This window comes from Pseudoduganella lutea (genome assembly GCF_004209755.1).
Classification (GTDB): domain Bacteria; phylum Pseudomonadota; class Gammaproteobacteria; order Burkholderiales; family Burkholderiaceae_D; genus Rugamonas; species Rugamonas lutea.
Genome location: NZ_CP035913.1, coordinates 6,823,341 through 6,848,681, shown reverse-complemented (window position 1 = coordinate 6,848,681; position 25,341 = coordinate 6,823,341). Strand labels below are relative to the sequence as shown.

21 protein-coding genes and 1 pseudogene are annotated in these 25,341 nt (G+C 64.3%); 8 read left to right on the top strand and 14 right to left on the bottom strand.

Annotation, left to right across the window (positions count from 1 at the left end; all coding sequences use genetic code 11):
• Nucleotides 1-2: 2 nt before the first annotated feature.
• A complete protein-coding gene (locus tag EWM63_RS28950; RefSeq protein WP_130189606.1) occupies nucleotides 3-521 on the bottom strand; it encodes a phage tail protein in 519 nt (172 codons plus the stop codon).
• Between the two features lie 10 nt (nucleotides 522-531).
• Nucleotides 532-2,550: a phage tail sheath C-terminal domain-containing protein gene (locus EWM63_RS28945; RefSeq protein ID WP_130189605.1), complete on the bottom strand. Its 2,019-nt coding sequence runs from the start codon at nucleotides 2,548-2,550 to the stop codon at nucleotides 532-534.
• Between the two features lie 349 nt (nucleotides 2,551-2,899).
• On the opposite strand from EWM63_RS28945, the gene EWM63_RS28940 reads away from it, so the two are divergent.
• Nucleotides 2,900-3,934 (top strand): sigma 54-interacting transcriptional regulator, encoded by a 1,035-nt coding sequence (locus tag EWM63_RS28940; protein ID WP_130189604.1) that lies wholly within the window; start codon nucleotides 2,900-2,902, stop codon nucleotides 3,932-3,934.
• A 9-nt stretch (nucleotides 3,935-3,943) separates the two neighbouring features.
• Here the strand turns inward: EWM63_RS28940 and EWM63_RS28935 are convergent, their stop codons facing one another.
• The 3 genes from EWM63_RS28935 to EWM63_RS28925 all read right to left on the bottom strand — a co-directional run bounded on the left by EWM63_RS28935 (nucleotide 3,944) and on the right by EWM63_RS28925 (nucleotide 6,484).
• Nucleotides 3,944-5,164: an eCIS core domain-containing M35 family metalloendopeptidase gene (locus tag EWM63_RS28935; RefSeq protein WP_207221183.1), complete on the bottom strand. Its 1,221-nt coding sequence runs from the start codon at nucleotides 5,162-5,164 to the stop codon at nucleotides 3,944-3,946.
• Nucleotides 5,165-5,234: 70 nt separating this feature from the next.
• Nucleotides 5,235-5,597 (bottom strand): hypothetical protein, encoded by a 363-nt coding sequence (locus EWM63_RS28930; protein ID WP_130189603.1) that lies wholly within the window; start codon nucleotides 5,595-5,597, stop codon nucleotides 5,235-5,237.
• Between the two features lie 5 nt (nucleotides 5,598-5,602).
• A complete protein-coding gene (locus EWM63_RS28925) occupies nucleotides 5,603-6,484 on the bottom strand; it encodes an eCIS core domain-containing protein (RefSeq protein WP_130189602.1) in 882 nt (293 codons plus the stop codon).
• 950 nt (nucleotides 6,485-7,434) lie between these two features.
• Here EWM63_RS28925 and EWM63_RS28920 point away from each other — a divergent pair.
• Nucleotides 7,435-8,589: a hypothetical protein gene (locus EWM63_RS28920; RefSeq protein WP_207221182.1), complete on the top strand. Its 1,155-nt coding sequence runs from the start codon at nucleotides 7,435-7,437 to the stop codon at nucleotides 8,587-8,589.
• Between the two features lie 444 nt (nucleotides 8,590-9,033).
• The gene (locus tag EWM63_RS28915) at nucleotides 9,034-10,587 is read left to right on the top strand and encodes an eCIS core domain-containing protein (protein WP_130189601.1); all 1,554 of its coding nucleotides are present in this window, start codon (nucleotides 9,034-9,036) and stop codon (nucleotides 10,585-10,587) included.
• A 117-nt stretch (nucleotides 10,588-10,704) separates the two neighbouring features.
• Here the strand turns inward: EWM63_RS28915 and EWM63_RS28910 are convergent, their stop codons facing one another.
• From EWM63_RS28910 to EWM63_RS28895, 5 genes are all read right to left on the bottom strand, one after another.
• Nucleotides 10,705-10,941 (bottom strand): helix-turn-helix domain-containing protein, encoded by a 237-nt coding sequence (locus tag EWM63_RS28910; protein ID WP_207221181.1) that lies wholly within the window; start codon nucleotides 10,939-10,941, stop codon nucleotides 10,705-10,707.
• A gap of 167 nt (nucleotides 10,942-11,108) precedes the next feature.
• Nucleotides 11,109-11,765, bottom strand: coding sequence for a hypothetical protein (locus tag EWM63_RS28905; RefSeq protein WP_130189599.1), 657 nt, complete (start codon nucleotides 11,763-11,765; stop codon nucleotides 11,109-11,111).
• A 325-nt stretch (nucleotides 11,766-12,090) separates the two neighbouring features.
• Complete coding sequence (locus EWM63_RS32875) at nucleotides 12,091-12,222, bottom strand: hypothetical protein (protein ID WP_259772496.1); 132 nt, start codon at nucleotides 12,220-12,222, stop codon at nucleotides 12,091-12,093.
• Nucleotides 12,223-12,275: 53 nt separating this feature from the next.
• The gene (locus EWM63_RS28900; protein ID WP_130189598.1) at nucleotides 12,276-12,545 is read right to left on the bottom strand and encodes a hypothetical protein; all 270 of its coding nucleotides are present in this window, start codon (nucleotides 12,543-12,545) and stop codon (nucleotides 12,276-12,278) included.
• A gap of 133 nt (nucleotides 12,546-12,678) precedes the next feature.
• Entirely contained in the window at nucleotides 12,679-13,317 is a 639-nt protein-coding gene (locus EWM63_RS28895; RefSeq protein WP_130189597.1) for an NAD(P)-dependent oxidoreductase, read from the bottom strand.
• Between the two features lie 134 nt (nucleotides 13,318-13,451).
• Between EWM63_RS28895 and EWM63_RS28890 the strand changes: the two genes are divergently transcribed.
• Entirely contained in the window at nucleotides 13,452-14,402 is a 951-nt protein-coding gene (locus tag EWM63_RS28890; RefSeq protein ID WP_130189596.1) for a LysR family transcriptional regulator, read from the top strand.
• A 1-nt stretch (nucleotide 14,403) separates the two neighbouring features.
• Here the strand turns inward: EWM63_RS28890 and EWM63_RS28885 are convergent, their stop codons facing one another.
• Nucleotides 14,404-15,549, bottom strand: a complete 1,146-nt coding sequence (locus tag EWM63_RS28885) for a serine hydrolase domain-containing protein (RefSeq protein ID WP_165390984.1) — start codon at nucleotides 15,547-15,549, stop codon at nucleotides 14,404-14,406.
• Between the two features lie 518 nt (nucleotides 15,550-16,067).
• Here EWM63_RS28885 and EWM63_RS28880 point away from each other — a divergent pair.
• Nucleotides 16,068-18,059, top strand: coding sequence for an LTA synthase family protein (locus EWM63_RS28880; protein WP_130189594.1), 1,992 nt, complete (start codon nucleotides 16,068-16,070; stop codon nucleotides 18,057-18,059).
• A 70-nt stretch (nucleotides 18,060-18,129) separates the two neighbouring features.
• Here EWM63_RS28880 and EWM63_RS31945 read toward each other — a convergent pair whose 3' ends face one another.
• Nucleotides 18,130-18,456 carry a type VI secretion system tube protein Hcp gene (locus tag EWM63_RS31945; protein ID WP_165390983.1) on the bottom strand — a complete coding sequence of 109 codons (327 nt, stop codon included), beginning with the start codon at nucleotides 18,454-18,456 and terminating at the stop codon, nucleotides 18,130-18,132.
• Nucleotides 18,457-18,464: 8 nt separating this feature from the next.
• A pseudogene (locus EWM63_RS33140) lies at nucleotides 18,465-18,527 on the bottom strand (hypothetical protein); the annotation flags it as partial.
• 292 nt (nucleotides 18,528-18,819) lie between these two features.
• Between EWM63_RS33140 and EWM63_RS28870 the strand changes: the two are divergent.
• A complete protein-coding gene (locus EWM63_RS28870; protein WP_130189592.1) occupies nucleotides 18,820-20,268 on the top strand; it encodes a Gfo/Idh/MocA family protein in 1,449 nt (482 codons plus the stop codon).
• A 39-nt stretch (nucleotides 20,269-20,307) separates the two neighbouring features.
• Here EWM63_RS28870 and EWM63_RS28865 read toward each other — a convergent pair whose 3' ends face one another.
• On the bottom strand, nucleotides 20,308-21,864 hold the full coding sequence (locus tag EWM63_RS28865; protein ID WP_130189591.1) for a TerC family protein: 1,557 nt from the start codon (nucleotides 21,862-21,864) through the stop codon (nucleotides 20,308-20,310).
• Nucleotides 21,865-22,046: 182 nt separating this feature from the next.
• Between EWM63_RS28865 and EWM63_RS28860 the strand changes: the two genes are divergently transcribed.
• On the top strand, nucleotides 22,047-24,017 hold the full coding sequence (locus EWM63_RS28860) for a peptidase U32 family protein (protein WP_130189590.1): 1,971 nt from the start codon (nucleotides 22,047-22,049) through the stop codon (nucleotides 24,015-24,017).
• A gap of 225 nt (nucleotides 24,018-24,242) precedes the next feature.
• A complete protein-coding gene (locus EWM63_RS28855; protein ID WP_130189589.1) occupies nucleotides 24,243-25,319 on the top strand; it encodes a M35 family metalloendopeptidase in 1,077 nt (358 codons plus the stop codon).
• Nucleotides 25,320-25,341: the final 22 nt, after the last annotated feature.

Below are 25,341 nucleotides of genomic sequence, written 5' to 3'. Positions count from 1 at the left end.
CGTCAAGCCGTCAGCACCGGTTCGGCCGGTTCGCTGACATCCCGGTCGCGCTCCCATCCCTCGTTCTCGAGTTTCAAGGTCTGGATGGCGATCGCGTTGGCATTCGCGTCCAGGTCCGGCATGGCCTGGAACTCGGAGACCCAGCAGCGCAGGATCTTGTAGGCCAGCACGACCTGGCCAGCCTCGTTGTACACTTCCAGGATCAGGTCCTTGCGGAAGTCCTTCAGGCTGACTTCGGCCCCGAGGCCGGCACCGCCGAGCCAGATCTTGTTGGCCCAGTTCTCGAATTCGAGATCGTGCGTGACGCCCCGCTCCAGCGTGATCGCCTCGTACTTGGAGCGGCCGGGCGACTTGCGCGAGGTGGACGGGTCGCCCCCTTCGCGGTGTTCGACGACCTCGGTGGTGCGCTTGAGCGCGCCGACCTTGCTGATGCCGGCCACATACCTGCCGTCCCACTTGATGCGGAACTTGAAATTCTTGTACGGGTCGAAGCGATGCGTGTTAACGGCGAACTGGGCCATAGTCTTCTCCTTATTGCAGGTCGCCGGCGATCTGCTGGATGGTGAGCACCACGAATTCCGCCGGTTTCAGCGGCGCGAATCCGACCAGGATATTGACGATGCCGAGGTTGCGGTCCGCCTGGGTCGTGGTCTCCTTGTCGCACTTGACGAAGTAGGCTTCCTGCGGCGTCTTGCCCTGGAACGCGCCCTGGCGGAACAGGCCATTCATGAACACGCCCACGTTCAGGCGGATCTGCGCCCACAGCGGCTCGTCGTTGGGCTCGAACACGACCCACTTGGTGCCGCGGAACAGGCTTTCCTCGATGTACAGGGCGAGGCGCCGGATCGGGATGTATTTCCACTCGCTGGCCAGCGTGTCGGCCCCTTCGAGCGTGCGGGCGCCCCAGGAAATGTGGCTGTAGCCGGGGAAGGTGCGCAGGCAATTCACGCCCAGCGGGTTCAGTGCGCCGTTCTGCAGGTCGGTCAGCGCATACGCCAGCGCCTGCACGTTTTCCAGCTTGGCGTCGGTACCGGCCGGCGCCTTCCATACGCCGCGCGTCGCATCCGTGCGGGCATACAGGCCGGCGATCGTGCCGCTGGCGCCGATGCTGCGCAGCCGGTTGCCGTTCGCGGGATCGGGCACGAAGGTGCGCGGGAAGTACACGGCCGCGTCGCGGCTGCGCAGGGGGTCGTTCTCCGTCATCCAGGTCTGCATCGCGTCGAGCGTGGCGGTGGCCGGCGGTATGTCGATGAGCAGGAAGCCGCGCCGCGACGACATGTACACGGCCGCCTGGTCATAGACGGCGCGCATGTTGGTGCCATCCAGGTCGGCCGCGTGGGGAATGCACAGGATGTTCACGAGGTCGACGTCTTCCAGCGCATAGATGCCGGTCTTGGGCGCCTCGCTGCCGATCAGTGCCACGTCGTCCACCGGCAGAAGGCCGTCGAGGCCATCGGCCAGCTGGTACTGCTGCACGTTGGCGATCGAGCCGGTGGGAAAGCCCATGTCCTGTGCGATCGCCGTCTCGATGGTCAGGGTGGAGCCGGCAAGATAGTCCGGGCTGCCGCGTCCACCCTGCACCACGAACCGGTAGGGGCTGGCGGTGGTGCCCTTGCCCAGCAGGCGCACCGTGGCGCCGGCCAGCAGCGAGCGCTCCGTCTCGGCCAGTGCAGGCAAGGCCAGGGCGCGGATCGCCGCTTCGATGTGGGGCCGGAGCGCCTGGTACGTGAGGGGTGCGGCGCCGGCGTAGCTCAGCGTCGCCGTGTGCGTGGCACGGGGCACGGCCGGGTCGGTGTCGTCGGCAACCGTGACATCGAAGGTCGACGTGTTGGGCGGTATCGCGGCGGGCATCGGCAGGTCCGCGCCTTCGCTGCCGGAGACGGCAGGCCGCGGGAAGGGCGCGGTGGTCGGCAGAGCGGCCAGGGCGGTGCCGGTGAGATCGAAGCGGTCGAGCTGGACGATGCGCGAGGTCTCGTTGACGGTGTCGACCGCGTAGTTCGGCGCGGCCAGTTCCATCGTCAGGTTGCGGAACACCTCGTTGCGCAGTACCCGGCGCCGGCCATTCTCGATGACCTGCTCGGTGATCGACAGGTTGAAGGTCTCGGTCGGCGCGCTGGTGTCGTAGTCGATCTCGAGGAACACATGATTGCCCCAGTCGCCCGGGTCGGTGGCGATGGCCCCCCGAAGACGTCGGCCGGCCAGCACGCGGAACATCGCGGTGCCGAGGCTGTCCTCGACCATGGCGCGCGCTTCGATGGCGTTCTCGGCCACCGTGGCCGAGTCCAGCGTGGCAACGCGTACGACCCAGCACTCGGCGCCGCCGTTCTGGAAGAACTGCTTGATGCCGTAACTGGCTTCACTGGTGGTATGGATGCCGCCGAACTCGCGCTCGAAGTCGGCATAGCCGAGGCATTGCACCGCTTCGTTCAGTGGGCCGCGCGGGAAGCTGTCCACGAACGCGGCGATCGACGTGGCCACGCCGGTGATGGTGCGAACCCCGCTGGCCCGCTCCTCGATATAGACGCCTGGGTAAGTCAGGGCACTTGGCATGGTCGGTCCTTTCAGGGCATGCGGGACGGGGGCATACGGACAGCGTGGGCGCGCGGACAACGCGGGCGCCCCGCTCGGGCTGTGTACTCCAACATCCGCTGCAAAAGCCATGCCAAGCGTGGCCACTGTGGGCGCCACGGTCGCGCGTGTCGTGTCCGGCACAACCGCGGGCGGCGGGACTGCCGCCATCCCCCTGCGGGCCGTGTCGGCGCCGTCACGGGTGTGCGTGGAACGCACACGGCTTGATCTGTCGGGCGTCCCTCCCTATACTGGATCGCACGCTGCGCACGAAGTTGGATGACTGGCTGGTTCCCCCGATGTGACCCTGCAAGGAGGCCAAACGATGCCCATGACTGATTCCGTCCATGGTGCTGCGCTGCTGAGCAACTTCGTCGGCGCATCGCCCGCATTCCTGGAAGCGATCGCGCTGATCCGGCGCTTTGCCCGCTCCCGGGCCCCCATCCTGATCACGGGCGAAAGCGGCACCGGCAAGGAGCTGGCCGCGCACGCGGCGCACGCCCTGAGCGAGCGCCGCGACGGCCCCTTCATTCCCGTCAATTGTGGCGCGCTGCCGGACGCGCTGATCGAAAGCGAACTGTTCGGCCACGCCAAGGGCGCGTTCACGGATGCCAGCCGTGCGCGCCACGGGCTGGTACGCGATTCGGAAGGGGGCACGCTGTTCCTGGACGAGATCGAGGCGCTGTCGGCGCGCGGACAGGTCATCCTGCTGCGCTTCCTGCAGGACGCCTCCTTCCGCTCGGTGGGAGAAGAGCAGCGCCGCCACGGCAACGTGCGCGTGGTGGCGGCATCGAACGTGGACCTGCGCCGGCTGGTGGAGCGTGGCGGCTTCCGGCCCGACCTGCTGTTCCGGCTGGACGTGCTGTCGGTACGCATGCCGCCGCTGCGCGAACGGGTGGAAGACCTGGGCATCCTCGTGCCGCACCTGCTGGCCAAGGCGGCGCGCGGAGAGGGCGGCAAGCCGAAAGGCCTGTCCGCCGCGGCGCTCGACCTGCTGTGCACGCACCCATGGCCCGGCAACGTGCGCGAGCTGGAACACGTTCTGCTGCGCGCCCACCTGCTCAGCAGTGGCGCCTGTATCGATGCGGAGGACCTGCGCCGGTGCTGCGCGGCGTTGCGCAGCGTACCCGTGCAGGGCATGAAGATCGACAGCAACCTGCTGCGCAACGAGAAGCTGCGCGCGGTGCGCGAAGTGGAGCGGCGCTTCGTGGAAAGCGCGCTGGCGCAGACCAACGGCAATATCAGCGAGGCCGCGCGGCTGTGCAATATGGAGCGCGCGACGCTGAGCCGGATGGCCAAGAAATACCGCAGCGGCGAATTCTCCGCCCTCGGCGCCATCCAGGGCGCCATGGGCAGCATTCACTGAGGGTCAAGCTCATCCAGCCGTATGTCCCGCGCAGGAGTTGGGCGCTGCCTGTCCGGCCACGCGCAGCACGAAGGACTCGTAGCACAGCGCATCGGCACGGCGCAGGGCATTCGGCGCATGCTGCGGCATATGGAACCAGATGTGGAAAGGTTCATGCAGCAGTGTGAGCCCGCGGTCCCCCGGGCTGTCCCAGAAGGCCTGGCACAGCACCATCAGGCGATTCCCCGGGCACGTGAAGGCGAAATTGTTCGTGCAATCGCCCGCCGTGCACCCTACCAGTTTCGTGCTGGTGCCGCCCCGGCACATGTAGCGCAGGAAGCCGCTTTCCAGTGTTTCGCGGACGCGGCGATAGCGGCTGGCCATCTGCCGCACGAGCGGGAAATGGGCCGGGTTCGATAGCGTCAGCCCGAGTTCTTCCTGCAGGATGGTGTTGAAAGCCGCATCCGGTGCGGCGCCGCCCTGGACACTGGCCAGCTGCGCCGTCAGCTCGTCCTCGGCAAGCTGCGCCAACCCGATGGCTTCCGTGTCCGCCGCTTCGAGCGCCGCGACCACTTCGTCCCCCGTCAGGTCGGGGTTCGTGAGCCCCGCGGCCTGGCAGCTCACGTTCTCGCGTCGCACGCGCCGCTGCACGCGCGCGCCGGCCGGACCCGCGGCGGATTGCTGCACCACGTGCGCCAGCTCGTGAGCCAGCAGTTGCCGGCCCGCCGGCGTGTGCGGTGCCAGCTGGCCGCTGTCGAACACGATGTCGCGGCCGACCGTGTAGGCCAGCGCATCCATCTGCCGGGCCGACTGCGCCGCCGCGCCGTCCGCATGCACGCGGACGTTGGAAAAATCATGGCCATAGCCCGATCCAAAAAAGTCGCGGGTGGGACCATCCAGTGCCTGGCCGGGCGAGCGCAACACGGCGTCGACGCTGGCCGGCGCTGCGGGTTCGCCGCCGGTCGCAGACCCGCCGGGAGCCGCGGCCAGCGCCGGCACGCGACCGGGGCCCGGCTTGCGCATCACTTGCTCCGCCGCGGCGTCGGCCTGCCGTTCGCCGGCATCGCCGATGGCGCCAATGGTGAGCGTCGACCTGGCCTGGCAGCGCGGGCACGATCCGCCACAGGCGCAGGCTCCCTCGCGTGACGGCGCCGGATCGGCGTGCTGGCCATGATAGGCGGCTCGCCGCTGTATCCGTTCGTTTGTCGGATGTCCGCGTCTCGCGGCCGTCTTGTGTTCCATCGCGAGCATGGCGTCCTCCTCTCAGGTCACCCACGTTGTATAGCAAGAAGCATGACAGCATCGTGCGCGAATGCCCGGGTCAAGCTTTCTGCGCTTTGACTACCTCGCATGCGTCCCGGGGGAAGTCGGACGCGTTGCGCAGCAGGCCACGCACGCGCTCGACCAGCGTTCCTTGCGGGATGGCCTGCCTGGCTGCTGCGGCATCGGCAAACACAGGGTCGAAGGCCGTGAGCAGCAGGTGGACTGTGCCCTGGTAGGCGGGCGCCACCGAATCGAGCACGGTACTTTCGGGAAGCAGGCTGATGGGCGAGGTGGCAGCGGCCAGCAGGCGCTCGATGGCGAGGATGTCGTCCACGCGGTAAACGTGCCACTGCAGGCCGGCTTGTGCATGGATGATAAAGTCGCCTGCCGCGCACTCGACGGCATCGGCTGGAAACGCCACGGGCATCACAGGCACCCCGCGCAGCTGACCTGCTCGCTCATATTGGCCCGCACCTTGAAGACGGGCCGGCCGTCAGGCAGCGTGACAGGGTTGTCGTCATCGTCGAGCGACTGCTCGCGAGTGGCTGGCCTGAAACTGGCGCCGGTTCCGGTGCCGTGAATGGGCCGGCGGCCGTTCTTGCTATAGACGGCGGGATCACCGCCGACGGCGTTCATGCGCCCGCCGACGATATGGAAGTCCTGATGGGTTGGACTCAACCTCGTGCCGCGATCGTCTTCCGCGTGCATGTCGTATTCCCACGTCCAGAACTTGACCTCACCCGCTGCGCAGTTGCCGACGGGTGAGTACGGCACGCTGAAGCGTTCCCCTATCTCCTTGTACACGGTAGATGCCGGCGAGGTGAACTCGTAGCTGCGCAACGCCAGCCCGGCGCAGTTGTAGGTTCGCCTGTTTATTCCTGCGTCATAGCTGGGATAGGCGCTGCAGGGCGTTCGGGGCAACCGCCGGATCTGGCGCGACAATGTACCGCTGTCCTGCTGGACGACGTGCGTGAGTTCGTGCGCCAGCAGGCGCTGCCCAGTGTCCGACGACGGCGCATATTCGGAACGCCCGAAGAAGATATCCTGGCCCAGGGTGAAGGCGCGTGCGTCGATTTGCCCGGACAGGGTGTCGGCCTGGGCATCATGGTGTACGCGCACGCCGGAGAAATCATGCGAGAACCGGCTTTCCATGAAGCCGCGCACCGAAGCGGGAAGGGCGCTGCCGCCGCCTCGCACGGCTTGCTGCAGCGACCGCTCATAGCTGGCCGACACGGCCACCGCGCCATCGGGCGTGCCCGCCGTCTCCTTGCGCTGCACACTGGCCGGCTCCGCACTCTCTTCGGGCACGGTTTCTTCCTCCGCCGCGCCTGGCGCGGCGACGCTGTCATAGAGATCCTGCGGCCGAGCAGCTTGCGATACAGCTTGGTCTGCAGGGCAGGGGAGCCTTGCCGGATGGGCATGCCATGTTCTCCGCGCATCACGGCATCGGCCACCCGATCGGCTTCCTGCTCATGCGCATCGTTGGCGGCGCCGATCGTCAGGCTGGACTTGGCCTGGCAACGCGGGCAGGTGCCGCCACAGGCGCAGGACGAGGCAGAGCGCTCGCGCTGGATCGCGGGGACGGCCAGGCGGGTGGAAGCGGGTGGGGAGTCCATGGCCCTGGAAGTACCCAGTCGGGTCGACCGGTTCGCAAGGGTGGCAAGCGAGGTAGGCATGGCGGTTCTCCTCGTGAACGGTGGCGGTTGGCTTGCCGCCAAAGCCTGCACGTGGCCATCGCATCGTGTCTCGACCGGGTTCGGAGACGCCGGCGCGGATACTGCGGGCCATCGAGGTAGTTTAGCATTCACTGCTGGAAAGTCCCGGACTTTCCATGGGGTCGCAGGTGTCCGATATGTGGTCAGCAGAGCGTGACCGTGCATTGGAACATCAGAGAGTGCGATGAATGTGATGAGTCAGCCGTGGGAAATTGGCGTAAATTTAAGTCGACATTACAGTTAGTATTGTCGAGTTTGACTGTTGTTGCTGTCGGTGAGACCCACTGCCCTGGCGGTAATCGGAAAGAGGGCGGTAAGGTACATTCGGGGCCTGAAGAGGCATACCATAAAGAGCCAGCGGGATCTTCAATGCCTGGCCTGGCGAGCCGGGCAGTTGCGGATGTTCCATGCGCTCGTCGCCCATCATGTTGCTGCGACAGCACGCGCGTGACAAATGAAGACAGTTTTAGTTACGTAACCGTCGAATAATCGGTGTGAACATTCGATGCGTGGGGCTCGTGGCCGCTCCACGGAGGAGCCGCCATGATCTACCACCCGTACCAGGTCGCGATCGCCATCGCGCTTGCTATCATCGCCGAGGTGGCGATCATGCTGCCGCTGATCCGGTTCCTTCGGACAGGCTGGTTCGCCAAACGGCGGGATGTGCTCGATGGCCTGTCCGGCGAGGCGTGCCGTGCCTACTTCGAAATGTTCAGTTGCTACCAGGAGCCTGAGTCCGGCAAGGAACGCGAGGCATTCGAGAAGATGTACACCCGGTGGTACGGGCGCAAGATGTTCATTGCGCCGGGCCTCTTGCTGTTCGGCGTTTCATCGTTCGCCGTGTTCGCCGTGGCGTTCTCGGTGGTGGAGATGTTGTACTACAAGACCAGTCCGTATTTTCCTCTGCCGGCGCCGGCCGTGGCGGCGCTCAGCGGCGCCTACATGTGGGTGGTCGATGACCAGATCTCCCGCTGCCGCCGCCTCGACATGGCGCCATCGGACCTGCACTGGGGCACGCTGCGCCTGCTGATCGCCGTGCCGATGGGCTATGCGTTTGCCGCCATCGTCACCGACGGGCTGGCGCCATTTGTCGCCTTTGCGCTGGGCGCATTTCCGATTTCCGCGCTAACCAACATGCTGCAGCGAACCAGCAACCGCGTGCTCCAGATCGAACCGAAGAACGAAGAAGTGCGCGACGGGATCGTGAAGCTGCAGGGGACGGACCGTGCCATCGTCGACCGCCTCGCGATCGAGGATGTGCGCACCGTGTTGCAGATGGCGTATTGCGATCCCGTGCACATCACGATGCGTTCGAACCTGTCGTTCAACTTCATCACGGACCTGATGAACCAGGCGCTTGTGCGGCTGTACTTCGGCACCGGCTGCGATGCGATCACGCCGATGGGCATGCGCGGCGCCGTTGAAATCCGCCACTTCATCGAGGAACTGGACAGTGACGATACCAAGCCCGAGGCCGTGCACGACCGCGAGCTGGCAAGGAACACGCTGCCAGCGCTCGCCGCGGCGCTGGGACTGACGGAGCACGCCACCGAGCAGGCGCTCCGTCAGATCGCCTATGATCCGTTCACGTATTTTCTGTACCAGATCTGGACTTTGCCCAAAGGCGCGTGCCCGACGCGCTCGGGGCATCAAGGGCTTCCCGTCCTGGCAGCGGAAGACCTGCCAAAGGCGGCCTGAGGGCACAAAAACAGTTGCCGCGGTTAATGCGGCATTCTTTACGCCGGCAGATGGTGCAGGGCAAACTGCCCAACATCAGCCAAGGTACCGCCTGCGGGAGAGAGGTACGCAGAACGGATCCCCAGTTCGTATTTGACATAATATAGATTATGCGAAGATCAGGATTGCGACCGCAAGCGACGTTTTGCAACTCTTCGGCTCCACCGCTCCGAGCAACAGCGTGCTCAAGCAAATGTATCGGGTCATTTCAAGCAATCGGAGCGGGTTCTAAAAAATCCACAGCTTTGCTCGATAGATTTCCACCTCGCCCGCACATCCAGCCTGCAGCACCCTCCGATCCCGCCACCGCCACCTTCCGCTGCCGCGCGTGCTAACATCGCCGCACCAAGGTCCGTCAATGCGGGCCACCGTCAGGCTGGTTCCTTCATTGAAGAGGAGCATGTCATGCTGGCACTGGAACAGAAAAAATCATCGGGCGGCCGCATCGGCGGCTCTCTCGTACAGCGCCATGCGGCCCCAGCACCTGTCACTCAACCTGAACGCATCCCGGCGCCACCGCATTCGTGTGCATGCGGCGGTTCGTGTCCCCGCTGCCAAGCCAGATCCAGCCTTGCCATCGGTGTCGTGGGCGCGCAACGGCCAGCCGGCGCGGCGCCCGTTCATGTATTTCGTAAACCGCGCGACGCCACGTCGCCCATGCCCATGGCACCCCATGGCCGCCCTTCATCCGGAACGGTTGCGCCGGGCCATGCCGACGCCGCTGCCAGCGTCGCCAGCGTGCTGCGCGCGCCGGGCCAGTCGCTGGACACTGCCACGCGAGTCCGCATGGAGGCAGGCTTTGGCCATGACTTCGGCCATGTCCGGGTGCATACGGATCGCCACGCGGCGGAATCGGCCCGGGCCGTTTCCGCCCACGCCTACACGGTTGGTCGGAATATCGTCTTCGACGCAGGCCAGTTTGCGCCGGGTACCGCGCACGGCGCCCGCCTGCTGGCGCACGAATTGACGCATGTGGTTCAGCAGGCCGGCGCAGGCCCCACGCCGGGGAACATCATGCTCGGCCGCGCCGGGGACCAGGCAGAGCACGAAGCCGACCGGGTGACAGCGCAACTGATGCCTGCCCCGGGTTCAGCGGTCCTGGGTGCCGGGTCGGTCCGCGATATCGTGTCGCGGGATGCACACCCGGTGCTGCGCCGCTGGAAAACCGACGGCAACACGGCCACGTCGGATAGCGACACCGATACCCTGGGTGGCCTGGCGAAAAAGGCCGGCGCCCATTTCAACGACTGGAAATGCATTCGGCCGGTCAGCATGCGTGCGGCGACCCTGCCCGCGCCACCGGCCAATTTCAACGCGCGATATGAGCTCTACATCAACAAGGGCGACCAGTTCGATATCTCGAACCTGACTGCGACCACGGGTTCAACGTTAAACATCCATCTGTTCGACGCCACTGCCGAGCCTAACCATGCACAGCTTGCTGCACTGTTTTATCCGGGCAGCGTATCGAGCACCGAGCCCGATGTGGATCTCGAACTTACTTCCAACGGCGGGGCCTCCCCAATCGCCGACATGGTAATTTTCGGGCACGCCGGGGGTGGCTCGATGTGGGGTGGTGCCGGCACTTTTGCGCCGGCGGAATTCGATCCTGAAGAGCCGGCGCCAACTTACCCGCTGGCGAACGCCGGCCTGTTTCCCCGACGTTGCTGGTTCACCCGCAACGCAGCGGTCCGCTCGGTTGGCTGCGACTCGCAGGCGTGGGGAACGGATTTCGCATCCCACTATTTGCGGACAGGCGCAAGCGTGACCACGACAACACGATCGGTTCGCCCCAAATGCAGCGCGCCGTTATTTGTCAACGGAACTTGCCAGTCATTCGACGGCCTCGATTTTGCCAGCTCATCCCGGATCAGTGCACCGATGGTCGATGGTCCTTTCTGGACGGTAGCCGAGTTCCATGCGGGCAAATTCTGGACGACCATCAAAGGAGCGCTGTGATTTGCAGACCTTCGGGTTTGCACGCCGAACCACTACTTCGGCATTGTTGTTGGGTGATGCGACAGTAACGACGCCAAGCAGCGCCCTCTTCCATCCGCGCCGCGCAACGGACTGGCCTCACCAATGTACAGCGGCATGGTCCACAATCAGGCCGGTTCCTTCATAAAGCAGGAGCGTGTCGGGCAGCACTGGATCAATGCAGTTCGCCAATGCACGCATGATCGCCGTTGCGATACTTCTTGGCCAGCGGCTCAGCGTGGCCCGCTCCATATTGGACAGTTGGGCCGCTTCGCTGATATTGCCGTTGGTCTGGGCCAGCGCCCGTTCGACCAACTGACGCTCCACTTTGCGCACGGCGCGCAGCTTTTCCTTGGACTTGTAGTCGGCCTGGTGCTGCCATTTGTTTGTCGCGTCCGACTGGGAGCCACCCTTATCTACGATGTGCTGACCACGAAAATGATGATATCCATCACGTTCCCCTAGCTAAAGTTAAAATTGATGGTGACCAAGCCTCGCTTCCATCAATCTGCTTTCCCCCTTCCTGGCTGCAAGACGCCTATTATGACGATCACCAGGCCAACGATCAGGGTTCCCCAAACCGCGATGAACTCAGGGGTCGTGGGGTCTTGCAAGGCCGCCTTCGCAACGTCGTACTTCTTCCGGGTGAGCAACTGCTGCACTACGAGTAACGGTGGGATGAAAGGCAGTAGACCGCCCACGATGCGCATTGGAAGTTGCTTATTGATCAGCAACACGCCACCGATGATGGTGAGTGCCCCGGTGAAGAATGGATAGAACGCCTTCATGATCTGCGACTCAAGCAATGCATCCTTCGTCAGGTCGACGCAGAGTGCAGCCAGAATGCCGAACACCGGCACCAACAACTCATAAGGGTGATCCTTGCCTTTTTCGACGACCTTCAGGACGACGAGATATCCGACGCCCATGCCTGTTGCGCCGAGAGTGACGGCGGCAACCTCGGCAACCCATGGTGCCAGCACGGTCGCAGTAGCCAGGCCAGTCGTGGCAGTCGCGACAGCCAGGCCGGCAGCCACGCCAAACGCTTCAATGACGGTCGCAATGGCCCAGCCCACAGCGGGCAATACATAAACTCCGAATACCCCTAATACGGCGGCAGCGACGAGGCCCCATGCAAGAACGAGAAAGGGTTTGTCCATTGGGTCCCTAGGCAAGCCGCATAAATGTCGAGCAAGCACGACACACGAAGTGACCTGAAGCTATGGTCATTCTGCCATTACACGGCACGAAATAATCCCATACCCCTCGGATAATGTCCGCGTCTACAACACTGCCGCCGCTCGACAAAGCCCAGCCTGCAGACAGGTCGCAGAAGAGAGTGCCTTTAGCCGCTAACGCAACGGGAAAGGAGGCAGGTTCCGAGGCTCCGCTCTTTTCCAGACCGGCCTAGCGCAGCGCCTCAGCGGCCGACAATGACAAAGGGCGGCCAAAGCCGCCCTTCTCTTCTACCTGACGCCGACTGGGTTAGCAGCAGGAAGCCAGCATTCTCAGACAGCACTCGATACTGCCGCAGCAGCCATTCGCCGCGGCGAAAGCACCGGCGGAAGCAGCCAGCAGGCCAGCGGCGATGGAGATTTTGATGAGTTTCGATTTCATGATTGCGTTCCTTGTGAATTGAAAAATATGGCGAAGACGGTCAACGCCACACGTCAATCAGGCGGAACCCAGATGGTTCGATAAGGCGACGGCAGGTCGTCATCGTGGTCGACGAATCGCTCGGCATTGGCGTCCGCTACTGCCCAGCGCACAGGAACCGGCGGCGGCGCAATCGCCAGCGCACCAGGTGCACAGCCCATGTCGATACACTGCAGCGAACAATGCTGATCCTGATCCGGACAGCAGTCATGCGGCACGCGCTGCCCAGCGACAGCGCTCGTGCAGAGACAGAAGGTCAGGATCAACAGAAGAAGCGCTTTCATGACTTCATTCTAGCAACTTTCCGTGGCCGATTGCCGCAAGATGGCCACAAGCGCCCTTCTCTTACCGTGGCCAGCAGCGCAAGATCATCTACTCGCCCCGATCATGGGAGGGGCCAGTGATGACCATTCCGGCTCAATAACCGACAGTGAAACGAGTGCGCGAATGCGCGGGTCGCTCCAGCTCGTCAATCATGGCCACCGCGTAGTCCGCCAATGAGATATGGCTGTGACTTTGCGCGTCGACCAGCAACTGGTCGAGGCCCAGCCGGAACTTGCCGGTACGTTCGCCCGGCTCGAGGTGTGCGGACGGCGCCAGTACGGTCCAGTCCAGGTCGCGTTCCTCGCGCAGCAGGTTCAAGGCCTGGCGCGCACCTTCCGCCGTGCCTTTCCACTGGTCTGGGAACGTTGGCGTATCGATGAGTTGCACGCCCGGGGCCACTTCCAGGCCGCCGGCACCGCCGACGACCAGCAGGCGTGGAACGCTTGCCTGTCTGGCCGCTGCAAGGATCGACGCGATGCCCTGGAGGTAGTAGCCGAGCACGTCGGGCTGGGCATGGCCGCTGAAAGCGCTGATGACCGCATCGTGGCCATGCAGCCTGGCGGCCAGGTCGTCCCGTGCCATGACGTCGGCCTGCACGGGCGTGACACGCTCCGACTGCGGGACTTTAGCGATATTCGAAACAAGCGCGGTGACATCATGGCCGCGAGCGATCGCCTCTTGCAATAACGCCGAGCCGACGTAACCCGTGGCGCCGATCAATGCAACTTTCATGGAATTCTCCTGGTGATGTGGATAGTCGTGGTCGTGTGGGCGACCGTTGAACACATCATCACACGCGCCATTGAACAGAAAAACAGATCAATCCATAATTCACTTTTCCGCATTTCTTAAAGATGACATTGCGTATGGCGCATCCCGGGAAGATCGACCTGAACGATTTGCTGGTGTTCTCGGCCGTGGCCGAAACGGGCGGATTCACGACGGCCGCCGCACGGCTCGGTGTGGCGACCGCCAAGGTGAGTGTGGAGATCAGCCGGCTCGAATCGAAGCTGGGCCTGACGCTGTTCAGCCGCACGACGCGCAAGGTGGTCCTGACCGACGCCGGCCAGGCGCTGCATGAGGATTGCCGCCCTCTCCTGCTGGGCCTGCTGGAAGCGATCGACCGCGCCACGACCGGGGAGGAACAGCTTTCCGGCACGCTTCGGATCAGCACGACTGTTGACCATGCCGCCCTGTCGCTTGCGCCCGCCCTGGCCGAGTTCGCGAGACAGCACCCACATCTCGACATCGACCTGCGGACGAGCGACCGCGTTGTCGACCTGATCGAAGCCGGCATCGATGTCAGCATTCGCCTGGGCTGGCTTCGCGATTCGTCCAATCGGGCGGTCAAGCTGGGCGGATTCGAACAATACGTGGTCGCTTCGCCGGCATATCTGGCGCGTCGGCAGATCCCGCAAGACCCGCGGGATCTCGAATTGTTCGACTGGATCGCGCTGACGCTGTTGCCGGCACCTTTCACGTGGAAGTTCTCGTCCGCCGCCGGTGAGACGAAGACGATCCACGTGAAATCGCGGGTGCGGGTCGATTCGCCCGGCGCATTGCGCTCACTGCTTCAGGCGCATACAGGGGTGTCGGTTCTGGACCAGTTCAATGCGCAGGACGGGATTGCGTCCGGCTTGCTGGTCCGGCTGTTACCGGAATGGTCACTGCCGGCCGCCGGCATTTATGCGGTCTACCCGCCCGGCCGGCAAGTCTCCGCGAAAGTACGGACCTTTATCGATTTCTACCGGCAGTACCTGGAACACCGCTATGGCAACGCGGTCCCGTCCTTCCAGGTCCAGGCTGCCGACCGCTGAATCACAGGCAGAGCTTCAATCCGTTGCAGAGCATGGTCAACACATCGGTTCCCATCACCGCTGACCTGAAAAGCGCATGCTCGCCGGGCAGGATCCTGCGTGTCAACGGTTCCGCCAGCTTCAATCCGTTTTCACTGTTCGTCAGCATGACCATGCCATCGCCGCTGCGAACGGATGCGATGACAAATGCGCGGTAGCCCGGATTATTCCCCCATTGCCAGATCAGCGTGTCGTCGCGTTCGCGTGCGATGCCCCAGCCGAGGCCCCAGCCGAGATCCAGCTTCGCATCGACGGTGACCGGTGACGCGGTGATCACATCCACCGACGGTTGATCAGCGAGCACCGCGACAAGAAACCTGGCGTAATCGTTCGCCGTGGTGTGCAGCGAAAACGCCGCAACCGGGCTCGTCATCTCGATCGTTGCCCTGGGCGCGCCGTTTGCCTTGGTGCCCGGTACCAGGTCCCGGGCAATGCGCGGGCCCAGCACGTAGTCGCTGTGCTGCATGCCGAGCGACTGGAAAATCCCGGATGCCATGAACCGGTCGAGCGGCTGGCCCGTCACCGCTTCCACCGCTCGCTGCAGGAACACGTACCCTTCCCCCGAATAATCCCACTTTGCACCGGGCGCCGTGTCGAAGCGCAGCGGGCCGGAGGACCAGTTCGGTAATCCCGATGTATGGTTCAACGCCATCCGTACGGTGATTGCGTTCAGGCGGTGGTCTGTAACCAGCTCGGACGGTTCCGCCTCGAGGGGGGCGTACCGATGCAGGTAGCCTTCCGGCAAATAGCGCATGACCGGCGCCTCGAGCTCGATCCGCCCTTCCTTCGCCAGGAGCAGCACGGCGTGGGCAAACAACGGTTTGCTGAGCGAGGCGGCCTGGAAGACGCTGTCCGGGCCGGGGGGCCGGGCCGCTTTACAACCCGATGCGGAATCAATGGAATGGAGTTTCCGGTTTCGCACGACGGCCACGACCACATTGCAGACACGATGGTGTTCCGCAAGCGCCGGCAGAATTTCATGCACACTCCCATGCCCGCTCGCGGGCATGGGACCCGGATTGGCAAACGATGCGCATCCGGCGAGGAATGACGCCCCCAGCGACAGTAGCGCTGTACGGAAGAACTCGAGGTTGACTGAACCCTGCATTATTCTCCTTCTCATCAATGGGCGCATTGCCCTGCCCGCTGGCGAAATTGCTGGTTGCCAGCGCCGTCGTTTATAGATTGGCTGGTTGAGTAGCCCTGTTCTTGTGAAGTCGGATTAGTGATGCGACCTTCGGTTAGTTGCAAATTAGTTTGTTATTCCTGCCGGTTGGACGTGCGTGTTGTTTGGCCAGTCTGTGGGGCATGGTGCGGGATCGCTTTCATTCAGTCAAGATTGACAACGAATCATCTTTCTCCAACCGGCATTGCCGGCCGGTTCCATGCGGTACGCGCGGGTCCGGCGCACCTGGCCTTTGAGGGGGGCTGGGCCCATGGGCCGCTGCAGGCGGCCCTCCTCGCACGCGCTGTGGGTCGCCAGCGGCGTTACGTGCGATTCCGGTGGACACCCGTAGCCCACTTAACGGGAAATTAACCGGCGTTTAACGATGGCGCTACGGCGGCTTCGCTACTGTGTGGCACTTGTGCGCTCGACGCGCATGATCAACCACGTCAAACGAGCCCATGAACCAAGCTGTCGCCACCGCATCTCCTCCCCTCTTTCCAGGCGCCCCGGTGCACTGGTGGTACCGCACCGGACCTTACTTGAACCTGTTCTGGCTGCTGGTCGGCGGGCTGGTACTGCTGTCTGCGTCGCGCATTGCCCTCGTGGCGTGGCAATGGCAGCGCGTCACCGCGGCGGGGCTTCCTGGCGAGATCTTCGTGCAGGGCATGCGCGCCGATCTGATCGTGCTGGGCTATTTTCTTGCGGTGCCGCTCGCGCTAGCGCCGCTGCTCGCCCATGCGCGCACGGCACGGCTGTGGACACGGCTGACGGCCTGGTGGAGCACACTGGCCCTGGTTTTCATCGGCTTCCTGGAACTGGCGACACCGCAGTTCATCCTGCAATACGATGTGCGGCCGAACCGCTTGTTCATCGAATACCTGGCATACCCGGCGGAAGTATTCGGCACGCTGTGGCACGGCTACCGGCTGGCGCTGTTCGTGACGATCGCCGCCACCATCGCGCTGGCCCTGCTGGTGCACCGCGCGCTGGCGGCGGCCTCGCGCCGCATGACGATGTGGCCATCGCGCGTGCTGTTCCTCACGTGGCCCCTGCTGCTGCTGACAGTGATCCTGCAGATCCGCTCCACCACCGCGCATCGCCCCGCCAACCCCGCGATGTTTGCGCTCTCCGGCGATGCGCTCGTCAACTCCCTCGTGATCAACTCGGCGTGGTCCGTGCTCGATGCCGTGAGTGCCATGCGCAAGGAAGCCCGATCGTCGGAGATCTATGGCAGCGTGCCGCATGAGCAAGTGCTGGCACAGGTCACGTCCGCGCCATGGCTGCGCGGCTACCGCTTTCCATCGACGCAGCTGCCCACGCTGCACCACCAGCAGGCCGCCTACCGGCGCGACAAGCCATTGAACCTGGTGATCGTGCTCGAGGAAAGCCTGGGCGCCACGTTTGTAAAATCGCTGGGCGGCCTGCCGGTCACGCCCGAACTGGAAAAGCTCAAGGAAGAAGGCTGGTGGTTCGAGCAGCTGTATGCCACCGGCACGCGGTCGGTACGCGGCATCGAGGCGGTGGTTTCCGGTTATGCGCCCACGCCCGCGCGCAGTGTGGTCAAGCTGTCGCTGGCGCAGCGCGATTTCTATACGCTGGCGCTGGGCCTGGGCAAGCAGGGGTACAACACGGAGTTCGTGTACGGCGGCGAAGCGCATTTCGACAATATGCGCGGCTTCTTTACCGGTAACGGTTTCAAGAACGTGGTGGACCGGCGCGACATGCATCCCCGATTCGAAGGCAGCTGGGGCGCGTCGGATGAAGACCTGTTCGACACGTCGCTGGAGCGGCTGAAAGCGCTGCATGCGCAGGGCAAGCCCTTTTTCAGCCTGATCTTCACCTCATCGAACCACGAACCGTTCGAATTCCCCGACGGGAAAATCGCGCTGCACGACCCGGTGAAACAGGGCGTCAACAACGCCGTGAAGTATGCCGACTTCGCCCTTGGCAAGTTCATTCGCGCCGCCAAGCAGGAGGATTACTGGCGCGATACCGTGTTCCTGATCGTGGCCGACCACGACAACCGCGTGTACGGCAACAGCCTCGTGCCAGTCAACAAGTTCCACATTCCGGGCCTGATCCTCGGTGCGGATGTGCAGCCGAAGCACATCCGCACGCTGGCCAGCCAGATCGACCTGGGGCCCACGCTGCTGTCGCTGATGGGGATTTCCAGCGACCATCCGATGATCGGCCGCGACCTGGCGCAAGACAGCGAAACGCCGGGCCGGGCATTGCTCCAGTTCGACAATTACTTTGCGTGGCTGGAAGGCGATTCCGCGACCATCCTGCGTCCCGGCCAGCCACCGCTGGCGGGCCGATACGATGCGGCGAGCGGGGACCTGACACTCGACCGGGTGCCACCGCCGCAAGGCCTGGTCGACCGGGCGATGGCGCACGTGATGCTGCCGTCGCTGCTGTACCGCGAGCAGCGCTACCGGCTGGCGCCGTAACGTGGCGCATGGTTGAACGTGGGGCATGCCGGCACGCCGTTGCCATGTTCCCGGTCCGCCGCCCTCGCGGTCAGTCCCCTTCGCCGCCCTGCCCGCCGGACGTCAGCCGGACCTGGGCAAAGGCCAGCACCACGGTTTCCATCGCCGCCGATGCGCGCTGCGTGCCGGTGGCGACATTGGCCACGGTCACCTGCTCCAGCTCGATCCCGTAATGCTTGATCCATGCGCCGTCCGGACCGGGCCGGACGAATTCAAAGCGTGCACGCGCCAGCGGCGTGGCCGCGACGCACAGCCGGGCCAGCTCGCGCGATGCCACATCCCCGGCCTTGACGAACCGGATCTCCGACAAGCCGCCCGCGGCCCGCCACCGCGCAGCGACCAGCCGACCGAATCGCATTCGATCCATCCCGCATAGCCGTCATCCGTTGAATCACCCGCGACACCATCGATCTGCAGGTATGAGCGCATCGTCATGACTGCCTCCAAAAGTTATTAGGGGAACTCTTAGCGCTCTTAAGGAATTTCCTACTCAGATGATAGCGTTATTCAGACATCAATTGAAAAAATTGCATGCCGTTGCTTCGGGCACGACGATCGGCCCGAAAGATTGCTCACATCGGTGATTGGTCCGTCCAGTTACTAAAAGTGGTCTTGCCACCCGGATCGATTGGACCTACCATCGCCATAGCCGCCGCCAACGATCAGCCCGCTCCAGACGGGTGATGGCGCGACGCTTTCACCCACCAATGGAGACACTTCGATGAGCGAAAACAATGCCGGACCGATCGATCGCCGTACCGTACTGAAGGCCGCGGGGGCGGCCGGCGTCATGCTCGCCACCAGCGCCTTTGCCGCCACGCCGCGCAAGCGCTACGCGGTCGTGGGCGTGGGCTCGCGGGCACGCATGTTTACGGGCGCGATCACGGGCAAATACCGTGACGGCAACGAGATCGTGGCCATCTGTGACAGCAATCCGGGCCGGGCGGCGCTGGCCGTGCGCAATATCACCGCCACGGGCGCCAGCCAGCCGCGCGCCTACAAGTCGGCCGATTTCGACCAGATGATCCGCGAAACGAAGCCGCAGTACGTGATCGTGACCACGCCCGATGCCAAGCACGACGAATACATCGTGCGCGCGCTGGAAGCCGGCTGCGACGTCATCACGGAAAAGCCGATGACGACGACGGCGGAAAAGGCGCAGCGCATCCTCGATGCCGTCAAGCGCACCGGGCGCCACATCCGCGTCACCTTCAACTACCGCTATACGCCGCCCCGCTCGCAGGTGAAGGACATCCTGATGAGTGGCGAGATCGGCGACGTGATGTCGGTCGATTTCACGTGGCTGCTCAATACCGTGCACGGCGCCGATTACTTCCGCCGCTGGCACAGCAACAAGGCCATGTCCGGTGGGCTGATGATCCACAAGTCGACCCACCACTTCGACCTGGTGAACTGGTGGCTGGGCGCGCAGCCGGAGCTGGTGCACGCGTTCGGCTCGCGCCAGTTCTACACACCGGCCACGGCGAAGCGCATGGGACTGACCGGTGCGCACGAGCGCTGCCTGACCTGCCCGGAAAAGCAGAAATGCACGTTCTACTTCGACCTGGCCGCCGACCCGGGCCTGAAGGCGCTGTACCTGGACAATGAAAAGCACGACGGCTACTTCCGCGACCAGTGCGTGTGGCGCCCGGAAATCAACATCGAGGACACGATGAACGTGATGGTGCGCTACGACAATGGCGCGCAGCTGACCTATGCCTTGTCCGCCTACGATGCGTGGGAGGGCTACCACGTGGCCTTCAACGGCACGAAAGGCCGGCTGGAACACCGGATCGTCGAGCAGGTCGGCGCGGCGGGCGCCGCCGAAGTGCAGAGCCGGAGCGACCAGGTGCAGATCCGCGTCATCCCGCTGCGTGGTGCTCCGCGCGACATCGAGCCCTGGACCGGCACGGGCGGCCATGGCGGCGGCGATGCCGTGATGCTGGAGGAGATCTTCGGCAATGCGCCGGCCGACAAGTACAAGCGGCTGGCCGACGAGCGCTCCGGTGCCTATTCGATCCTGATCGGCGTGGCCGCCAACCAGTGCTTTGAAACGGGCCAGTCGGTGCGCATCGCCGACCTCGTCACGGGCCTGAACCCGCCGGACCGCGCGCCGATGCCCACGCGCGAGATGCCGGTGCCGATGCCGCTGCGCCGCAAGATCCCCTGAGCGCTGCCGGCGGACGGGGCCCGCGCGCCGGGCATGCGTTCAGGCACCGCCCCCGGCCGGCGCATCCGCCCGGGTGATCAATACCGAGGTGATGCGGCGCTCCCGCACTTCCGCCACCTCCAGCCGCAAGTCGTCCAGCGCCAGCACCTGCCCCACGTGGGGCAAGGTGCCGAAGCGTTCCAGCATGAAACCGGCCAGCGACGTGTAGTCGTCGGTGGCGATGCCCAGCGCATCCGAGTCCAGCACCTGCTGCAGGTAGTGCAGGTCGGCGCCGCCATCAACGCGCCAGCGGCCATCGCCGAGCGCTTGCACGACCGGCTGCTCGTCTTCGTCGGGGAACTCGCCGGCGATCGCTTCCAGGATGTCGATCGGCGTTACCAGCCCCTGGATCGTGCCGTATTCGTCGGCGATCAGCACCAGTTGCCCGTGCGAGCGCTTCAGCGTGTCCATCACCTGCAGCACGCCGGCCGAATCGGGCATCACGATCGGCGGGCGGATGCTGCGCGCCGGGTCGATGTGGCCGCCGTCCATCAGGTCGGCGATCACATCCTTTGCGCGGGCCACGCCGACGATATTGTCCAGCTGCCCGCGGCCCGCCGGGTAAAAGCTGTGCGGCGCGTCGAGCAGCTGGGCGCGGATCGACGCAGCATCGTCGTCCAGGTCGACCCATGAGATATCCGAGCGGGGCGTCATGATCGAGCGCACCGGCCGCTGGGACAGGCTGAGCACGCCGCTGACCATGTGGCGCTCGGCCGATTCGAACGTGGGCTCCGCTTCCTCCCCTTTGGTGGTGGGCGCCTCGGCGCCGTCTGTGTCAGTCTTCTCTCCCATCATGCGCAGCACGGCATTGGCGGTGCGTTCGCGTAGCGGCACGTGTTCCTGCTGCCGGGCGAAATTGCGCCGCGCCAGCTGATTCAGCGCCTCGATCGCCACCGAGAAGCCGATCGCCACATACAGGTAGCCCTTGGGAATATGGAAGCCGAAGCCTTCGGCGATGAGCGACAGGCCGATCATCAGCAGGAACGACAGGCACAGCACCACGACGGTCGGGTGGGCATTGACGAAGTGGGTCAGCGGCTTCGACGCGAACATCATCACCGCCATGGAGACGATGACGGCGGCGATCATCACGGCCAGTTCGTCGACCATGCCGACCGCCGTGATCACGGAATCGAGCGAGAACACGGCATCGAGCACGATGATCTGGCCGACCACCGCGGCAAAGCTGGCGTAGACCACCGGCCCGCTCTTGACCGCCGCCTGCCCTTCGACCCGCTCGTGCAGTTCCATCGTGGCCTTGGCCAGCAGGAAGATGCCACCCAGCAGCAGGATCAGGTCGCGCCCCGAGAATGCCATCGTCCCCACCGTGAACAGCGGTTCGGTCAGCGTGACGATCCATGAAATCACGCTCAGCAGGCCGAGGCGCATCAGCAGCGCCAGCGACAGTCCCAGCAGCCTTGCCTTGTCCCGCTGGTGCGGCGGCACCTTCTCGGCGACGATCGCAATGAAGATCAGGTTGTCGATGCCGAGCACGATCTCGAGGACGATCAGCGTCAGCAACCCTATCCAGATGTTCGGGTCGGAAAGCCATTCCATGGGCGGGTCCCCGGACTATGATGAAAGAATTGTACGGGAATCGACCGGATGGGCGAGTCCGGCTGGGCTCCCGGCGGCGTGACTGCGCCCGTCTCCCTTCGCGCCTTCCATGACAGGCGCAGTCCGCAAAGCTATAATCTGCCCCTTCGCCCAGGCTTACCGTCTTTCACCCAGGATCTGTCATGTCTCTCCTCGCCCACGAACTCGAACTGCTGTCGCCCGCCAAAACCGCCGAGATCGGCCGCGAAGCCATCCTGCACGGGGCCGACGCCGTCTATATCGGCGGCCCGGCCTTCGGTGCGCGCCACAATGCGAGCAATCCGCTGGAAGACATCGCCGCGCTGACCACCTTTGCGCACCGCTACCGTGCGCGCATCTTCGTGACGATGAACACGATCATGCACGACAGCGAACTCGATCTGGCACGCAAGCAGATCTGGCAACTGTACGAAGCGGGCGTGGATGCGCTGATCATCCAGGACATGGGCCTGCTGGAAATGGACTTGCCGCCGATTCAATTGCATGCAAGCACGCAGTGCGACATTCGCGGCGTCGAGCGCGCCAAATTCCTCGGCAATGTTGGTTTCTCGCAACTCGTGCTCGCGCGCGAGCTGACGATCGAGCAGATCAAGAAAATCCGCGCGGAAGTCGACACGCCGCTCGAATACTTCATCCATGGTGCGCTGTGCGTGGCGTTCTCGGGCCAGTGCTATATCTCCCATGCGGACAATGGTCGCAGCGCCAACCGCGGCGACTGCTCGCAGGCGTGCCGCCTGCCGTACACGCTGACCGATGGCCAGGGCCGCGTGGTGGCCTATGACAAGCACCTGCTGTCGATGAAGGACAACGACCAGAGCCGCAACCTCGAAGCACTGGTCGACGCGGGCATCCGCTCGTTCAAGATCGAGGGCCGCTACAAGGACATGGGTTATGTGAAGAACATCACGGCCCACTACCGCTTGCTGCTGGACGAGATCCTCGAGCGGCGGCCCGAATTCGTGCGCGCCTCCAGCGGCCGCACGCAGGTGCTGTTTACGCCGGACGTGGACAAGAACTTCCACCGCGGCCATACCGATTATTTTGCCGGCGGCCGCCAGGACGATATCGGCGCCTTCGATTCGCCGAAATACCTGGGCGTCAAGCTGGGCACCGTGACGAAGCTAGGCGGCGATCACTTCGACATGCTGACCGATGCACCGATGGCCAATGGCGATGGCCTGAATTTCATGGTGAAGCGCGATTCCGCCGGCGTGCAGGCGAACACGGTGCAGAAACTGGGCGAGGATGGCGAAGGCCAGCGCTGGCGCGTGTTCCCCAACGAGCCGATGGCCAGCCTGGCGGGCCTGAAGGTGGGCACCGAGATCCACCGCAACCGCGACCACCAGTGGGAAGCGGCGCTGGCCAAGAAGTCGTCGGAGCGCAAGGTGGGCGTGCAGCTGACGCTGAGCGAGCGTGCGGACGGGCTGACGCTGACGGTCACCGACGAAGACGGCATCACGTCGTCGACGCCCGCGGTACTGGCATTGCAACCGGCACAACAGGCGGCGCAGGCCGAAGCGGCGCTGCGCACCAGCCTGGGCAAGCTGGGCAACACGATGTTCGAGGCCGGCGAGGTGGAACTGAAGCTTTCGCAGCCGTGGTTCGTGCCATCGGGCGCGATCAATGCGCTGCGCCGGGATGCTATCGCCGCGCATGAAGCGGCACGCCTGGCCGCCTGGGAGCGCCCGCCGCGGAAGGCGCCCGCCGAACCGCCGGCCGTCTATCCGGACACGCAGCTGACCTATCTCGCCAACGTCTACAACGAGAAAGCCCGCGCCTTCTACCACAAGCACGGCGTGCAGATGATTGCCGCGGCCTACGAGGCGCACGAGGAAGCGGGCGAAGTGCCGCTGATGATCACCAAGCATTGCCTGCGCTTCTCGTTCAACCTGTGTCCGAAGCAGGCCAAGGGTGTGCAGGGCGTGCAGGGCCAGGTCAAGGCGGAGCCGATGACGCTCGTCTCGGGCAGCGAGACCTACACGTTGCGCTTCGACTGCAAGCCGTGCGAGATGCATGTCGTCGGTGCGATGAAGCCGGGCATCCTGCATTCGCCGCCGCCGTCGGCCGTGCCTTACAGCCCGATGGTGTTCCACAAGCAGCGCCCACGGGCCTGACCCGGATGGCCGCACAGCGCTGCGAATGTTCAGAATTTAACATTCGCAGCCATGTGTCCCGATTCCGTACAGCTCCCGCCTATCTTTGTTGCAGGCCCGCTGCATTAACCACCATCGGCCCCGCCACACGATTTAACAATGTTGACTCGGCTTTAACGGCCGTGTGAGGATGTCTTACACCGGTCACGAGCCGGTGTGTCATTCACTTCACATGAGGAGTCGGCAATGAGGAAATTCGTTTGGCTGGGCGGCGCGGTCCTGGCGGCATGGAGCGTATCGGCGCTGGCCACGGCGGCCGTGGTGGCCAGTATCGATGTGTCGAAGCAGTCGCTGGGCCCGGGCGACGATCTGGTCGTGCGCGTGACGCTCACCAATACCGGCGACAAGCCGGAACGCATGCTGAAATGGCACACCCCGTTCGGCGCCATCGAGAAATCGCTGTTCGACATCACCCGCGACGGCATCCCGGTGCACTATGAGGGCCGGCACGTGAAGCGCCCCGCCCCCACCGCGGCGGACTACGTGGTACTGCAACCCGGCAAGTCCTATTCGGCCACGGTCGAGCTGACGGCGCTTTACGACCTTTCCACCACCGGCGACTACGCGATCCGCTTCCGCACCCATGCACCCGATTTGCCGGAGCGGGCGCGCATCGCCCGTGGTGCCGCCGGCCAGCCCGACGGCGACGCCGGCAAGGCGGCCGGCGACGAGGACTACGTGCAGTCCGGCGCCGTGCAGGTATGGATCGAAGGGACCTACCAGAAACCGCCGCAGCAGGTCCCCATCGGCGAGGCGAGCCTGTCGTACAGCCAGTGCAGCGCCTCGCAGCAGTCCACCATCGCTTCCGCCTTCAGTGCGGCGAAGACGATGGCGAACGGCGCGACAACCTATCTCGGCGCGGGAACGGCCGGCCCCCGCTACACGACGTGGTTCGGGACCTACGACAGCTCCCGCTACGCCACGGTGAAAGCGCACTTCACGGCCATCAAGGATGCGCTCGACAACAAGCCCGTTTCCGTCGATTGCAGCTGCACGGAGAGCTACTACGCCTACGTGTATCCGACGCAGCCTTACAAGATCTATGTCTGCAATGCGTTCTGGAGCGCGCCATTGACCGGCACCGATTCGAAGGGCGGCACGCTGGTGCACGAACTGAGCCACTTCAACGTGGTGGCCGGCACGGACGACTGGGCATACGGCCAGTCCGCCGCGGCATCGCTGGCGAAGAAACGGCCGGCGCGTGCCGTCGACAATGCCGATTCGCACGAGTACTTCAGCGAAAACACGCCGGCGCTGCAGTAAGCGACATGTACTAGGCAACATC

What these genes read in the sequence shown, in the direction of transcription:
- EWM63_RS32875 (WP_259772496.1), bottom strand. Translation starts at nt 12,222, where the DNA reads ATGAAATCGAAACTCATCAAAATCTCCATCGCCGCTGGCCTGCTGGCT.
- EWM63_RS31945 (WP_165390983.1), bottom strand. Translation starts at nt 18,456, where the DNA reads ATGCGATTCGGTCGGCTGGTCGCTGCGCGGTGGCGGGCCGCGGGCGGC.
- EWM63_RS28855 (WP_130189589.1), top strand. Translation starts at nt 24,243, where the DNA reads ATGAGGAAATTCGTTTGGCTGGGCGGCGCGGTCCTGGCGGCATGGAGC.
- EWM63_RS28885 (WP_165390984.1), bottom strand. Translation starts at nt 15,549, where the DNA reads ATGCAGGGTTCAGTCAACCTCGAGTTCTTCCGTACAGCGCTACTGTCG.
- EWM63_RS28915 (WP_130189601.1), top strand. Translation starts at nt 9,034, where the DNA reads ATGCTGGCACTGGAACAGAAAAAATCATCGGGCGGCCGCATCGGCGGC.
- EWM63_RS28860 (WP_130189590.1), top strand. Translation starts at nt 22,047, where the DNA reads ATGTCTCTCCTCGCCCACGAACTCGAACTGCTGTCGCCCGCCAAAACC.
- EWM63_RS28900 (WP_130189598.1), bottom strand. Translation starts at nt 12,545, where the DNA reads ATGAAAGCGCTTCTTCTGTTGATCCTGACCTTCTGTCTCTGCACGAGC.
- EWM63_RS28895 (WP_130189597.1), bottom strand. Translation starts at nt 13,317, where the DNA reads ATGAAAGTTGCATTGATCGGCGCCACGGGTTACGTCGGCTCGGCGTTA.
- EWM63_RS28890 (WP_130189596.1), top strand. Translation starts at nt 13,452, where the DNA reads ATGGCGCATCCCGGGAAGATCGACCTGAACGATTTGCTGGTGTTCTCG.
- EWM63_RS28940 (WP_130189604.1), top strand. Translation starts at nt 2,900, where the DNA reads ATGACTGATTCCGTCCATGGTGCTGCGCTGCTGAGCAACTTCGTCGGC.
- EWM63_RS28865 (WP_130189591.1), bottom strand. Translation starts at nt 21,864, where the DNA reads ATGGAATGGCTTTCCGACCCGAACATCTGGATAGGGTTGCTGACGCTG.
- EWM63_RS28935 (WP_207221183.1), bottom strand. Translation starts at nt 5,164, where the DNA reads ATGCTCGCGATGGAACACAAGACGGCCGCGAGACGCGGACATCCGACA.
- EWM63_RS28870 (WP_130189592.1), top strand. Translation starts at nt 18,820, where the DNA reads ATGAGCGAAAACAATGCCGGACCGATCGATCGCCGTACCGTACTGAAG.
- EWM63_RS28905 (WP_130189599.1), bottom strand. Translation starts at nt 11,765, where the DNA reads ATGGACAAACCCTTTCTCGTTCTTGCATGGGGCCTCGTCGCTGCCGCC.
- EWM63_RS28880 (WP_130189594.1), top strand. Translation starts at nt 16,068, where the DNA reads ATGAACCAAGCTGTCGCCACCGCATCTCCTCCCCTCTTTCCAGGCGCC.
- EWM63_RS28920 (WP_207221182.1), top strand. Translation starts at nt 7,435, where the DNA reads ATGATCTACCACCCGTACCAGGTCGCGATCGCCATCGCGCTTGCTATC.
- EWM63_RS28945 (WP_130189605.1), bottom strand. Translation starts at nt 2,550, where the DNA reads ATGCCAAGTGCCCTGACTTACCCAGGCGTCTATATCGAGGAGCGGGCC.
- EWM63_RS28950 (WP_130189606.1), bottom strand. Translation starts at nt 521, where the DNA reads ATGGCCCAGTTCGCCGTTAACACGCATCGCTTCGACCCGTACAAGAAT.